Source organism: Terriglobia bacterium (assembly GCA_020072785.1).
In the GTDB taxonomy this organism is placed as follows: Bacteria; Acidobacteriota; Terriglobia; order Acidiferrales; family UBA7541; genus Acidiferrum.
On sequence record JAIQGG010000003.1, the window covers coordinates 166,481 to 180,194 of the forward strand.

Below are 13,714 nucleotides of genomic sequence, written 5' to 3' on the forward strand. Positions count from 1 at the left end.
CCGTGCGCGCCGAGGTGCTGAAGGCGGTCGAGCTGTTGAAAAAAGGAGACGCGGCGGCGACCAACGAGGCGCTGGCGCTACTGCGGGACACCGTGTATTCGTTCAGCATGCGCGTGTGCGGGCATCGCGAGGACGCCGAGGACACCTCGCAGGAAGTGCTGCTGAAGTCCATTCCCTACCTGCCGCGCTTCGCGAATCCCCAGGCGCTGGGCGTGTGGCTCTACAAGGTCGCGCGGAATCAGTGCCTGATGCGGCGGCGGAAGAGCAAGTTTGCTCCGGTGCGCGAACTGGCGCTGGACGCGCTGCTGCCGGAGCGCGCCGAATTGGAACGGCTGCTGCAGCACAAAGGAGCGACGCCGGAGGCGGCCACCCTGAACAGCGAGCGGGCGGAGCGGCTGCGCGCGGCGGTGCTGCGCATGCCTCCGGCCTACCGGCTGATCCTGGTGCTGCACGACATCGAAGAGCTCTCGAGCGCGGAGGTCGCGCAAGTGACCGGGCTGCGCGAAGGCACAGTGCGTGTGCGGCTGCACCGCGCGCGGCTCTTCCTGCGCAAGGAGCTGACGAAAGCCCCCGCGGCGCGGCGCAGCCGGCGGGAGGCGGCGCGGCGGCCGGCGCAGCCCGGCGGAGAGTTCCGGCCGTCGGAGCGCTGCCGGAGAATCTTTGCGCGGCTCAGCGACTATCTCGATGGCGAAATCGACCGCGGAACCTGCGAAGAACTCGAGAAGCATATGTCCGGCTGCGCCCCGTGCGAGGCTTTCCTCTCCAGCCTGCGCGCGACGGTGCAGCAGTGCCGGCAGGCCGGCGAACTCGACCTGCGCGGAGGAGCCACGCCGAAAACGCGGCCCACCCGCAAGCCAGAGGCGATGGCCTCGGAGGTTGGATAAGCGTGACCGCGAAGCGGTCGACGTGTAGAGAGGCGCGGAAGAAAGAGGAGATGGCCGTAGTTTAAAGTTGACCGGTCGTAATCGCAGTTTCCCTTCCTTATGCTAAGTGCTTTCCCTGTAATGGGTTACGGCCGGAGTGCTACTGTGGCGGCAGTTCCATGCGCTGCGTATCTCCAGGCCCCAAAGTTTCTGTAACAAATGCCCGCCAAGTGCATTTCTCTTGTAACGGGCAATCGTCCGACGAGGAGGACCCATGATCGAAGCCAAAGTAATACTGACCCAGCCGACGCACGGCGGACGGCAGTTCGTGGCCGGGACCGGCAGCGGGCATCATTTCATTCTGGATGACGCCCAGGGAGGAACGGGCGCAAAGCCCATCGAACTGCTGGCCGTGGCCCTGGCGGGGTGCACGGCGTTTGACGTCATCAACATCCTGCGCAAAAAGCGCCAGGACGTGACCGGCTACGAGGTGCGGGTGGAGGCGGACCAGGCGGATGCGCCGCCGCAGGTCTTCACGCGGGTGCGCATTCACCACGTGGTGAAGGGGCACGCGGTGGAAAAGCGCGCCGTGGAAGAAGCCATCCGGCTCTCCGAAGAGAAGTACTGTTCCGTAGGAGTGATGGTGCAGAAGACCGCCAAGTTCACGAGCGACTACGAGATCGTCGCCGAAGAGGCCGGGGTGCACGGGGCCACGGAAGCAGCCGCAGTGCCTGTGGGGCATTGAACCCAGCCGGGATATGCGGGACCGATTTGCGGCAGGAGAGCGCGCCTTTTGTACGCGTGACCGCAAAGCGGTCAACCTGCGTGGAGGGAGAAGAATGTCTGTGGTGATGGATCGCTTGCGCCAAGTAGCGGTTTTCCTGCTGGCGGCAGGGTTGGGCGGAGTTTTCCCGGGAGCCGGCAGGGTTTGCGCACAAACGGCCCCCCAAGCGGGCGCGCCGCTGGCGCTCGCGGATGCCGTACAGATCGCGCTGGAAAAAAATCCGGAGCACAAGGCGGCGCTGGCCGAAGAACGCGCGGCGGCGGCGGGAGTACGCGAAGCACGCTCCGGGCTTTTCCCCCAGGTGCACTTTTCCGAATCGGGCTTTCGCAGCAATGATCCGGTCTTCGTCTTCGGGACCAAGCTGCGCGAGCGGCGCTTCACCGCGGCGGATTTCAGTCTCGGACAGCTGAATACGCCAACGCCGGTGGGCCTCTTCACAACGCGGTTCGCCGGCGGCTGGAACCTCTTCGACTCCTTCCGCACGCAGCGCGAGATGCAGGGAGCCTCGCTGCACCGCGAGGCCGCGGCACAGCAGCTGCAGCGGACGGACCAGGAGCTGGTGCGCAGGGTGGTGGGCGCGTACTACGACGTGCTGCTGGCGCAGAAGCAGCGGGCCGTGGCGGAAAAAAGCGTGGCGGCGGCGCAGGCGATCTTCGAGCGCGCCCAGGCGCGGCGCGAGACCGGCCTGGCGGTGGATTCGGATGTGCTCAGCGCGGAGGTGCATCTCCGCGAGCGGCAGCAGGAGCTGATCCGGGCGCGCAACGACGTCGCGCTGCTGCTGGCGGCGCTGGCAACGAGCATGGGCGTGCCCGCGGATTCCGTCTCCCGGCTGAACGACGATGTGCTGGCCGAGCGTCCGCTTCCCCTGGATACCCTGCCGGAACTGGAACAGCGCGCGGTGGCCGGGCGGCCGGACCTGAAGCGCATCGGCAGCGAGAAAGCGGCACAGGAGAAGAGCGTCGCAGCGGCGAAATCGGCGTTCGGGCCGCGGCTCACGGCAATGGCCTCCTGGGAGCAGGACAACATCACCCTGGCGGGCCACGGCGGAAACAACTGGACCGCGGGCTTCGACCTGCATATGGACCTTTTCGACGGTGGAGCGAAGCGAGCGGAGCTGGCGCGGGAGCGCGCGGTGGCGGAACGGCTCGGGCAGCTCGAAGAAGCGGCGCGGAACGCGGTGCGCCTGGAGGTGCGCCGAGCGTACTACGGCGTGGAAACGGCGCGGCAGCAGTTGGAGGTAGCGCGCGCGAGCGTGGCGCAGGCGCAGGAAAGCCTGCGCATCCAGCAGAACCGCTATGAGGCCGGGCTGACCACGCTGCCGGATCTGCTGGCGGTGGAAGACGCGGCGCGGCACACGGAAACAAGCTACTGGCAGGTGGTCTACCAGTTGCGGACGAGTTACGCCGATCTGGAGCTGGCGACGGGACGGCTGAACACAAATTCTCCGGTGGTGAAACCATGACGGACGCAAAGAAGGTGTTGCTGCTCTCCCTGGCGGGGCCTTTCCTGTGGCTCGCGGGCTGCGGGCCGGCGGAAAAACCGCGGGCCGCCGCGCCGGAGACGCTGCGCGGTGTGGCCCTGATCGCGGTGCAGGCGGTCCCGGTCAGCGATGTGCTGGAGGCCGTGGGCACGGTGCAGGCGGCGCAGAGCAGCACGATTTCCAGCCAGATCAGCGGCACGATCACGCAGATTCGCGCGCAGGAAGGCACGCGCGTCAAGAAGGGGCAGGTCCTGGCGGTGCTGGACGACGCGCAGCCGCGCGCCAGTCTGGCCAGCGCGCAGGCCGCGCTGGCAGCCGCGGAACAGCAGGCCAAGCTGGCGGAGGTGGACGACCAGCTGGCCGCGGCGACGCTGCGGCGCTATCAGACGCTGTACGAAAAGAAATCGCTGAGCGCCCAGGAGTTCGACGAGTTCAAGGCGCGGCGCGAGGCGGCCGCGGCGCGGAGCGAACAGGCCCAGGCAGGCGCGGCACAGGCGCGGGCCATGCTGCGCGAGGCGCAGATCGCGCTGGAGCACTCCCTCCTGCGCGCGCCCTTCGACGGCGTGGTGACGGCGAAGCGTGCGGATGCCGGCACGCTGGCAGCGCCCGGCACACCGCTCTTCGTCCTGGAAGATACACGGGGCTTCCGGCTGGAGGCCACGGTCGGGGAGACCGAGATACAGCTGGTGCGCGCGGGGCAGAAAGTTCCGGTGGTGCTCGATGCGCTGGGGGCGGCGCCGCTCGCCGGCAGGGTGAGCGAGATCGTGCCCGCGGCGGACCCGCGGAGCCGCACGTTCACGGTGAAGGTAACGCTGCCGGCGGATGCGCGGCTGCACTCGGGACTTTTCGGGCGGGCCCTGATCGCGCGCGGGAAGCGCAGCGCGATCGTGCTGCCTGCCGCGGCCATCGTGGAGCGCGGCCAGTTGCAGGCCGTGTACGTGATCGGCGCGGATGGAATCGCCGCGCTGCGCTACGTGACCGCGGTAGCCGCCGGCGCGGAGCAGAAGGAAGTGCTCTCCGGGCTGGCGGAGGGCGAGCGCGTGGCCGCGCATCCGGGCCAGCAGGAGCTGGCGGGCAAGCGCATCGAGGTGGCGCGATGACGGATGCAGGCACGACCGGGCGGCATGGGCTGGGCCTGGCCGGGGGCATCGCCCGCGCCTTCCTGCAGTCCAAGCTGACGCCGCTCATCGTCATCGGAGCGCTGCTGGCGGGAGCGCTCGGGTTGCTGCTGACGCCGCGGGAAGAAGAGCCGCAGATCGTTGTGCCCATGCTGGACGTGTTCGTGCAGATGCCGGGAGCGTCCCCGGCGGAAGTGCAGGAACGCGCGAGCATTCCGATGGAAAAGCTGCTGCGCGATCTGCCGGGTGTCGAATACGTCTATTCGATCAGCCGGCCGGGGCAGAGCCTGGTGATCGTGCGTTTCTACGTCGGGGAAAAAGAAGAAGACGCGATTGTCCGGACATACAACAAGCTGTATGCGAATTTCGACCGCATCCCGCCGGGGGCTTCGCCGCCGCTGATCAAGGTGCGCTCGATCGACGACGTGCCGATACTCGCGCTGACGCTGTGGGGCGAGCACTACGACGGGTACCGTTTGCGGCAGGTGGCGGGCGAGCTGGAACATGCGCTCAAACAGATCGAGAACGTCTCGGAAACAAAGATCCTGGGCGGGCAGGCGCGGCAGGTGCGCGTGGTGCTGGATACGCAGCGCCTGGCGGCGCACGGGCTGACGCCGGAAACCGTCGTGAACCAGCTCGGGGCGGCCAACAGCCGGCAGCGCAGCGGAAGCTTCGCGCAGGGCAACCAGCAGATCGAAGTGGATGCGGGAAAGTTTCTCGCCACCGTGGAAGAGCTGAAGCAGGTGGTGGTGGGCGTGAGCGGCGGACGGCCCGTCTATCTGCGAGACGTGGCGGCGCGCATCGAGGACGGTCCTGCCGAAGCCACGCAGTACGCGCTCTACGGCAACGGAGCGGGGGCTGCGAAAAGCGCGGTGGCGGGCGAATTCCCCGCGGTAACCATCACCGTAGCCAAGCGCCGCGGCACGAACGCCACGGTCATCTCCGCCGAGGCCCTGGCCAAGGTGCAAGCGCTGCGCGGCACGCTGCTGCCGGCGGACCTGCAGGTCAGCGTGACGCGCAATTACGGCGAAACGGCCAAGGATAAATCGGACGAGTTGCTGAAGCACCTGTTCCTCGCGACCCTTTCGGTAACCCTGCTGATCGCGCTGGTGCTGGGGTTCCGCGAGTCCGGGGTAGTGCTGCTGGCGGTGCCGGTCACGCTGGCGCTGACCCTGGCGATTTTCTACTTCTTCGGCTACACCCTGAACCGCGTCACGCTCTTCGCGCTGATTTTTTCCATCGGCATCCTGGTGGACGACGCCATCGTGGTGGTGGAGAACATGGTGCGCCATTTCCGGCTGCCGGAGAACGCCGGACGGCCGCTCCCGGACGTAGCCGTGGAGGCGGTCAATGAGGTCGGCAACCCCACGATCCTGGCGACCTTCGCGGTGATCGCCGCGATTCTGCCCATGGCCTTTGTGCGCGGGCTGATGGGGCCGTACATGCGGCCGATTCCCGTGGGGGCTTCGGCGGCAATGCTGTTTTCGCTGCTGGTGGCGTTCGTGGTGTCGCCGTGGGCGGCGTTGCGGCTGCTGCGCCACTCCGGCGAGCCGGCGGAGGCGCAGCATGAGAAAGAGGGCTGGACGACGCGGCTTTACCGGCGGCTGATGAACCCGCTGATCGCGAATCCGCGGCGGCGCTGGGCGTTTCTCGGCGGCGTAGTGGTGCTGCTGCTGGCGGCGGTGGCCTTCTTCCCGCTGAAGTGGGTGCGCGTGAAGATGCTGCCCTTCGACAACAAGAACGAATTCCAGGTGATCGTGGACATGCCGGACGGCACAACGCTGGAGCAGACCACGCGTGTGGCGCAAGCGCTGGGAACGTCTCTCGCCAGAGAGCCCGAGGTGGTCAACTACCAGATCTACGCCGGCACTTCCGGGCCGTACAACTTCAACGGGCTGGTACGGCACTATTTTTTGCGCCAGGGAGCAAACCAGGCGGACCTGCAAGTGAACTTGCTGCCGCGGAGCGAACGCAGCGCGCAGAGCCACGAGATCGCGCGGCGCGTGCGGCCCAAGCTGGTGCAAATCGCGGCGCCGTTCGGGGCGCGCATCAAGGTGGCGGAGGTGCCGCCGGGCCCCCCGGTGCTTTCCACGCTGGTGGCGGAAGTGTACGGACCGGACCCGCAGCGGCGCTTGCAGCTCGCGGCGCAGATCAAGAAGATCTTCGAGCAATCGCCGGGCGTGGTGGACGTGGACTGGATGGTGGAGGACCCGCAGACGAAGTACGAGCTGGAGACAGACCTGGACAAGGCGGCGCTGCACGGCGTCTCTTCGGCGGTCGTGGCGCAAACGCTGCACATCGCGCTGAGCGGCGAAGAGGCGGGGCTGCTGCATGATGCGAAGTCCCGCGAGGATGTGCCCATCGAAGTGCGCCTCAGCCGCGGAGACCGCTCGAGCATCGAGGCGCTGGAGGATCTGCGTGTGGCGGGAGCAGACGGGCGGATGGTGGCGCTGCGCGACGTCACGCATCGCAGGAAGACCACCATCGACCGCAGCCTGTACCGCAAGAACCTGCGCGATGTGGTGTACATCATCGGCGACGTGGCCGGGGCGGAAGAGAGCCCGGTGTACGCGATCCTGGCGATGAACCAGGCCATCGAGAAGATCCAGCTGCCGGAGGGATACCGCGTGGAACGCTACACGGCCACGCAGCCGCCGAACCCCAACCGCTACGCGATGAAATGGGACGGCGAATGGCACATCACCTATGAAGTGTTCCGCGACCTGGGGCTGGCGTTCGCCGCGGTTCTGGTGCTGATCTACGTGCTGGTGGTGGGATGGTTTGGGTCTTTCAAGACACCGCTGGTGATCATGGCGCCCATTCCGCTGACGCTGGTGGGCATTTTGCCGGCGCACGCGCTGCTGGGGGCGTTTTTTACGGCGACCAGCATGATCGGATTCATCGCCGGCGCCGGGATCATCGTGCGCAATTCCATCATCCTGGTGGACTTCATCGAGCTGCGCCGCGCGCACGGGATGCCCCTGGAGCAGGCGGTGGTGGACGCCGGCGCGGTGCGTTTCCGCCCGATGCTGCTGACGGCGGCGGCGGTGGTGGTCGGCGCAAGCGTGATCCTCTTCGACCCCATCTTTCAGGGGCTGGCGATCTCCCTAATGGCCGGAGAGGTAGCCTCGACGCTGCTCTCGCGCATGACCGTGCCGGTGCTGTATTACCTGAGCCAGAAGGGGGCGCAGGCGTGATCCCGGCTCGCTGCAGGAAATTTCACCTGCGCCGTTTTTGTCCGGCGAAAAACGATTCTCAGAAGGAGGAAATACGATCATGAACGTAGAACGTCTATTGCGGCTGATTGCGGGAGCCTTCGTGCTGGCATCGCTGGCGCTCGGCTACTGGGTGCATCCCTACTGGTATCTGTTCACGGCCTTCGTGGGGCTGAACCTGTTCCAGTCCGCGTTCACCAACTGGTGCCCGATGATGACCATCCTGCGCAAGCTGGGCGTGCCGGAGAGTGCCGGCGGACGCCGCGAAACTCCTGCGGCGACTCGCGCCTAGCCGGGCAGCGTCTGGCCGCGAGTTTCCGCTCCGAAGGGGACGAGGAGAAGACCGATGGCGAAGGCCAGCGCGGTGAGCGCCACGGGAGTACCCAGCGAGCCGTAGTGCCGCACTCCCGCCCCCACCAGAAACGTGATGCCGGCACCGCCGAAGCGCGCGAACGACGTGGAAAAGGCGAACGCACTGGCGCGGCATTCCGTCGGATATTGCTCCGGGAGCCACAGCGTATAGACCGCGAAATTGGCCCCGCCCAAGCCGAGAAAGAACAGACAGACGAAAAACCAGGGAAGCGCCGGCGCGCCCAGATAGAAGACCTTGCCGAAGGTAAGCGCGACGAAAACCAGCATCAGCGCGAAATACCAAGCCAGGGCGCCGCGCCGGCCAAAGCGTTCGGCAAGCCAGGGCATGGCCAGGCAGCCAAGAATGGTGGCGAAGGAGACCAGCATGATGGCGCGCGAGGCCAGCTGTGCCGCCTGCGGGCCGGCGCGCCCCGCGGCTTCCGCGAGCACCGTGACCGCGGCCGGGACGTAGACCGTGCCCGCCCACAGGCCGCAGATCGAAACGAGCATGAACAGCGAATTCAGGATCGTGCGGCGGCGCCACGGGCGGGAAAATAGCGCGGCCAGAGGACGCAGGACGGCCCGCGCGCGGACCACACCCTCGATCTGTGTGACCGCGAAGCGGTCAACTTTCTCCCGCCAGCGCGCCGGCTCCGCCACGCCGTGGCGCACCCAGGCCAGGAGCAGCGCCGGCAGGCCGCCGACGGCGAACATGACGCGCCAGCCGAAGCGGCTGCCGATGGCGTAATTCAGCAGCGCCGCGAGAAAAATTCCGACGTAGTAGCCGGTGTGCATGTACCCAGCGCCGGCGCGGCGGCGCTCCTCGGGCCATTCCTCCGCGACGAACGTGCCGCCCATGGCCCATTCCCCGCCGATGCCGATGCCCGCGAGAAGCCGCAGCACGGCAAGCTGCCAGACGCTGCTGACCAGCGCGCTCAAAAAGGTGAACAGCGAATACCACACGATGGTGAGCATCAGCGTGCGCACCCGCCCGAATTTGTCTCCGATGGGACCCCAGAGAAAAGCCAGCCCCCAGCCGATCAGAAACAGCGCGAAAAGCAGCCCGCCGTAGTACCCGATGTTGCCCTTCGTGGCGGCGATGCCGGAGCGTGGAAGCAGGTCGCGCAGCGAGGGAACCAGCACCAGGGCATAGATGAAGGAGTCCATGCCATCGAGGGTCCAGCCGCCCCAGGAGGCCCAGAAGCCGCGCACCTGATTGCGCGTGAGCGCGGCGGAAGAAGGCCCGGCACTGGAGGCGGACGGAATCATGGCAGGCGGGACTATAGCAAATGCCGGCCAACAGGGACAGACGCGATCCTCCGGCTCCAACTTCGCCGGGCCCGCGGGTGACCACGCCAGACTTGGCGCTTCCCTGCTTTATGCCTGCAGCGCCTGCTTGCGTTTCGCGGGGGCGGTTTCGCGCATGAACAGCGCAGCCAGAAAAACCATGATGGCGCCGCCCGAGGCGATCCACAGCGCCGCGCTGAGGCCGTGCTTGTCGGCAACGGAGCCGGCGATGGCCGGCGCCAAAGTTCCGCCAAAGATTTCGCCGACCAGCGTCGTCAATCCGATCGCCGTGGCGGAAAACCGCGCCGGAACACTTTCCGTGGGCACCAGCACCAGCGCCAACGCAGAGATCGCCTGCGCGCCATTGGCAATGAACGCCGCCGCGGCCATCAGCCAGGGATGGAGGACGAGAAAAGGCACCTGGTAGGTCAGCGGCACGAGCGCCGAGAGCAGGGCGATGAAGATCAGCATGGGCTTGCGCCCGGTCGTGTCGGAAATCCACGGATAAAGCCAGCCCCAGACAAATGCTCCCAGGCCGCTGGCTCCCATGACGAAGCCCGCCAGCGTCGGCGTTTGCTTCGAAACTTCGGTGATGTACAGCGGCGCGAACGCGTGCATCACGAAGAGCCAGGTCATGAAGCCAACGCTTGCCAGCGAACACAACCAGATGTTGCGGTAGCGCAGCAGCGCGAAATAGTCCTTCCAGGTGGCCTTGGCACGGTGGGAGTTCGCTTCGCCGCTGCGCACCGGCTCGCGCAGAAATTTCCAGAGCAGGAATCCCATCACCATTCCGGGGATTCCCGCGGCAAAAAAGGCCCCGCGCCAGCCGAAATGCGCGGCGATCTGCGTGGTCATCACCGGCGCAATGGCCATGCCCACCAGAGCCGCGGCGCTGACCACGATGCCGATATTCCGCCCGCGGCGTTCCGGCGCGGAAGATTCCTCGATCGTCGCGGTCATCGTGGACCACGTGGGCCCTTCCGCCACCCCCATCAGCCCGCGAACGGCCAGGAGGTGGCCAAAGGAGCGGGCGATGCCGGAAAGCCAGGACAGAACGGAAAACGCGAAGACCGCCGGAATCAGCACGGGGCGGCGCCCGATGCGATCGGAAAGCGCTCCGAAAACCAGGCCCGAGACGGCCCAGGTGATGGCCAGCGCCGATGCCAGCATTCCCACCTGCTCATGCGTGAGATGCAGATCCGGAGCAATGTAGGGCGCCAGGTAGAGAAGGCTCATGCGGTCGAGAAAGACCGTGCCCCAGGCGAAAAACATGAGGGCGACCAGGCCCAGCTCATAGCGCTTGGTATTCGGTGGTGTGCTGTTCATCGTTTGGTGACCCGCGCCATCCCCTGGCGAAGGCCGGTCGCCGCATCCCCGCCGGCTCTTCCTCCCTGTCTGCAGTGTCTTCGGCGGGAAAGTCGTAGCACGAACCCGCTTTTTGAGGCGCCTATCATTGCGCACTTGTGCTGCAGAGGAAAGCCGAAAAAAACAGAATTTCGAGGGTGGCCCGGAGCTTCCGCAGGCCGCGGCAAAGGCTTCTCGGATGCTCCTCAAACGTGATACAAGCTCTTGGCACCCCGGGTGCGGGGAAATGCAGGCTTGTGCCGGACCCCGGCGGGCGCTGCGCAGGTTGCGCGATTTTTGCGATGCTGGAACACGGGAACAATTTCTTCGATCGTTTCGCGGCCACGGCCGAGCGCTACGGCGGCAACGTCGCCGTGGAATTGCAGCACCGCGACACCGTGGAGACGGCCACTTATGCGGAACTGCGCAGGCAGGCCGAAGCGGCCGCGGGCTTCCTGACCGCCCGGGGCATCCGCACCGGCGAGGCCTGCGCCATCCTCGCCGACAACGACATCGCCTGGTGCGCCGTGTATCTGGGCGCGTTGCGCGTGGGCGCGCTGGCCGTTCCCTTGGACACCCATTACTCGCCGCAGCAGATCGCCACACTGCTGCGCGACAGCGGCGCGAAGATGCTCTTCACCACCTCGCGCTTCGTCGCCGATGTCGAAGAGGCGCGCCGCCTGAGCGGCTCTCCTGCGGAGATCGTGCTCCTGCGCGGCCGGCATGAGGATTTGCCGAGCTTCGACGCGTTGCAGAAGAAGGAGTGGCCCGCGCTCCCCGCCGGCAGCGTCACGCGCGAAGATCCCGCCGTCATCCTCTATACCTCGGGGACCACCAGCGATCCCAAGGGCGTGGTCCTGACGCACGGCAATTTGCTGGCCGAGGCCGACGCCGTCTTCCGTACGGTGCAGATCGGCGCAGAAGACTCCGTCCTCGGCGTCATGCCGCTCTATCATGCGCTGGCGCAGATGGCCAATCTCCTGCTCCCCTTCGTGGTTGGCGCGCGGGTCATCTTCCTCGAGGAAATCAGCTCCTCCGAGCTGCTGAAGGCACTGCGCCAGCACCGCCCCACGGTGTTCTGCTGCGTGCCGCAGTTCTTCTATCTCATCCATCAGCGCGTGTTCGCCAGGGCCGCCGAAAGCGGCTGGACCCGGCGGACGCTTTTCCGCCTGCTGCTGCGCGCGAACGCCGCCTCGCGCCGCCTGCTGCGCCTGAATCTCGGCCCGCTGCTTTTTTCCGCCGTCCATGACGTCCTCGGACGCGAAATGCGTTTTCTGGTGACCGGCGGAGCGCGCTTCGACCCTGTCGTGGGGCGGGATTTCTACCGCCTCGGCTTCGATCTTCTCGAAGCCTACGGCTTGACGGAATCTTCCGGCGCAGCCACCTTGACACGCCCGGGCGAAGGCGGGCTGGGATTCGTGGGCCGCCCGCTGCCCGGCGTGGAAGTGAAGATCCTGCCGGCGGGGATGGGCACGGAGAACGGCGAGGCGCGCGGCGAGATTGCCATCCGCGGGCCCATCGTCATGCAGGGCTATTTCCGCCGGCCCGATGCCACGGCCGCGGTCCTGCAGGACGGCTGGTTCCTGACGGGCGACCTCGGCTGCCTGGACGCCCGGGGCCGGCTCGCGATCACCGGGCGGAAGAAGGAAGTCATCATTCTCAGCTCCGGAAAAAACATTTATCCGGAAGAGATCGAAACGCACTACTTGCAATCGCCGTACATTGCCGAGCTGTGCGTGCTCGGCCTGGCGGCGCCGGACGAGCCCGCGGCGGAGCGCCTGCACGCCGTGGTCGTGCCCAATCTGGAAGTCCTGCGCGAGCGCAAGATCGTCAACATCAAGGAAGCGCTGCGCTTCGACATCGAAAACCTCTCCGTCCACCTGCCCGCGCACAAGCGCATCCTCAGCTACGAGATCCGCATGGAGCCGCTGCCGCGCACCACCACTCGCAAGCTCAAGCGCTACGAAATCGAGCGCCAGGTGCGCAGCCGCGCGCCGGAAACGGAAAAGCAAGCCGCCGCCGCGCCGGACGCCGCCTGGGCCGCCGATCCGGACCTCGCCCGCGCTCTCGACCTGGTTCGCGAAGCCGCGCACGACAAGTCCGCCGTGCATCCCGGCGCCAACCTGGAGCTGGACCTCGGCCTCGATTCCATCGAGCGCATCGAGCTGCTGGCCAACCTCGAACAGCTCTTCGGATCCGCCATGCCCGCCGAAGCCGCGGAAGCCGCCTACACCGTGCGCCAGCTCGTCGAGGCCGTGCGCGCGCAAGCCGGTGCGCCGGCGCCCGGACGCCGCGTCAATGCCTGGAGCAAGCTGCTTGCGGATCTACCGGAGGAAGAGCCGCTTCTCCGCGATCTTTTAAAGCCGCACCACATCCTGACGTTCGCGTGCTTCGTGGCGCTGAAGCTGGCGCGCCTCGCCGCCCGCTTCTTCCTGGGATTCCGCGTGCGCGGCGTCGAGCATCTCCCGAAAGACGGCGCGTTCCTCCTCTGCCCCAATCATCAGAGCTACCTGGACGCATTTCTCCTGGTCAGCGCGCTGCCCTGGCCCATGTTCCGCAGGCTGTTTTTCGTGGGTGCGAGCGAATATTTCGCCACCCCGCTGCGCGCCAGGGCCGCGCGCGCGCTGCACGTCGCTCCCGTGGATCCCGATACGCACCTGCTGCAGGCCCTGCAAGCCGGAGTCTTCGGCCTGCGCCACGGCAGGATTCTGGTGCTGTTTCCGGAAGGGGAGCGCTCGATCGACGGCGAGATCAAGAAGTTCCGCAAGGGCGCGGCGATTCTCGCCGCGCACACGCAAGTGCCGGTGGTTCCGGCGGCGTTCGAAGGGCTCTTTGCGGTGTGGCCGCGGAATCGCGCGCTGTGCTGGCGCGCCTTTCTTCCCTGGAAACACACGCGGGTGACGCTACGCTTCGGCCCCGTCATTCCGGCCGCGCCGGCCCCGGGCGCGGAGGCCACGCAGGCGCAGAGCGAAGCCCTTTACGCCGCGTTCGCGGAGCATTTGCGCGGAAATGTCGTGGATCTGCAGACGTCCTTGCCCGCCAAATCCGCCTCGGCCTGAACGCGCTGCCTTCTCCTGCCCCTTTGCGCGTGCATGCAGGTGTCGCAGGAAAACGCTCAGGACTTGCGCGGCGCCAGCTTGCGGCGGACTTCGCCGGAAAAGTTGAAGAGAAGGGTGAATTTCCTGACCTGCCGCGAATCTGCACTCCAACGACCGCGGTCATCCCCCGCGTTATGCCCGGCGTCCAGACTTATGATAGGCTCCCGCTCATGT

Annotated in this window: 9 protein-coding genes; 7 read left to right on the forward strand and 2 right to left on the reverse strand. The window is 66.8% G+C overall.

Annotated features, from left to right (window positions below):
• Positions 1-2 precede the first annotated feature (2 nt).
• From LAN61_10945 to LAN61_10970, 6 genes are all read left to right on the forward strand, one after another.
• Positions 3-884, forward strand: coding sequence for a sigma-70 family RNA polymerase sigma factor (locus tag LAN61_10945; GenBank protein MBZ5541021.1), 882 nt, complete (start codon positions 3-5; stop codon positions 882-884).
• Positions 885-1,137: 253 nt separating this feature from the next.
• On the forward strand, positions 1,138-1,608 hold the full coding sequence (locus LAN61_10950) for an OsmC family protein (protein MBZ5541022.1): 471 nt from the start codon (positions 1,138-1,140) through the stop codon (positions 1,606-1,608).
• Between the two features lie 94 nt (positions 1,609-1,702).
• Positions 1,703-3,109 (forward strand): TolC family protein, encoded by a 1,407-nt coding sequence (locus LAN61_10955; GenBank protein ID MBZ5541023.1) that lies wholly within the window; start codon positions 1,703-1,705, stop codon positions 3,107-3,109.
• Positions 3,106-4,227 carry an efflux RND transporter periplasmic adaptor subunit gene (locus tag LAN61_10960; protein ID MBZ5541024.1) on the forward strand — a complete coding sequence of 374 codons (1,122 nt, stop codon included), beginning with the start codon at positions 3,106-3,108 and terminating at the stop codon, positions 4,225-4,227. Before LAN61_10955 ends, LAN61_10960 begins: the two co-directional genes overlap by 4 nt.
• The gene (locus LAN61_10965; GenBank protein ID MBZ5541025.1) at positions 4,224-7,442 is read left to right on the forward strand and encodes an efflux RND transporter permease subunit; all 3,219 of its coding nucleotides are present in this window, start codon (positions 4,224-4,226) and stop codon (positions 7,440-7,442) included. Before LAN61_10960 ends, LAN61_10965 begins: the two co-directional genes overlap by 4 nt.
• 79 nt (positions 7,443-7,521) lie before the next feature.
• Complete coding sequence (locus LAN61_10970; protein ID MBZ5541026.1) at positions 7,522-7,752, forward strand: DUF2892 domain-containing protein; 231 nt, start codon at positions 7,522-7,524, stop codon at positions 7,750-7,752.
• On the opposite strand, the gene LAN61_10975 is transcribed toward LAN61_10970, so the two are convergent.
• Together LAN61_10975 and LAN61_10980 are read right to left on the reverse strand one after the other, a co-directional pair.
• Positions 7,749-9,080, reverse strand: coding sequence for an MFS transporter (locus LAN61_10975; protein ID MBZ5541027.1), 1,332 nt, complete (start codon positions 9,078-9,080; stop codon positions 7,749-7,751). The two genes, LAN61_10970 and LAN61_10975, sit on opposite strands and share 4 nt — an antisense overlap.
• Positions 9,081-9,188: 108 nt before the next feature.
• Positions 9,189-10,424, reverse strand: a complete 1,236-nt coding sequence (locus LAN61_10980; GenBank protein MBZ5541028.1) for an MFS transporter — start codon at positions 10,422-10,424, stop codon at positions 9,189-9,191.
• Positions 10,425-10,744: 320 nt separating this feature from the next.
• Between LAN61_10980 and LAN61_10985 the strand changes: the two genes are divergently transcribed.
• Entirely contained in the window at positions 10,745-13,501 is a 2,757-nt protein-coding gene (locus LAN61_10985; protein ID MBZ5541029.1) for an AMP-binding protein, read from the forward strand.
• Positions 13,502-13,714: the final 213 nt, after the last annotated feature.

Excerpts from the sequence above, each read along its gene's own strand:
- LAN61_10965 (MBZ5541025.1), top strand. The coding sequence starts at position 4,224 with ATGACGGATGCAGGCACGACCGGGCGGCATGGGCTGGGCCTGGCCGGG.
- LAN61_10980 (MBZ5541028.1), bottom strand. The coding sequence starts at position 10,424 with ATGAACAGCACACCACCGAATACCAAGCGCTATGAGCTGGGCCTGGTC.
- LAN61_10960 (MBZ5541024.1), top strand. The coding sequence starts at position 3,106 with ATGACGGACGCAAAGAAGGTGTTGCTGCTCTCCCTGGCGGGGCCTTTC.
- LAN61_10955 (MBZ5541023.1), top strand. The coding sequence starts at position 1,703 with ATGTCTGTGGTGATGGATCGCTTGCGCCAAGTAGCGGTTTTCCTGCTG.
- LAN61_10950 (MBZ5541022.1), top strand. The coding sequence starts at position 1,138 with ATGATCGAAGCCAAAGTAATACTGACCCAGCCGACGCACGGCGGACGG.
- LAN61_10970 (MBZ5541026.1), top strand. The coding sequence starts at position 7,522 with ATGAACGTAGAACGTCTATTGCGGCTGATTGCGGGAGCCTTCGTGCTG.
- LAN61_10975 (MBZ5541027.1), bottom strand. The coding sequence starts at position 9,080 with ATGATTCCGTCCGCCTCCAGTGCCGGGCCTTCTTCCGCCGCGCTCACG.
- LAN61_10985 (MBZ5541029.1), top strand. The coding sequence starts at position 10,745 with ATGCTGGAACACGGGAACAATTTCTTCGATCGTTTCGCGGCCACGGCC.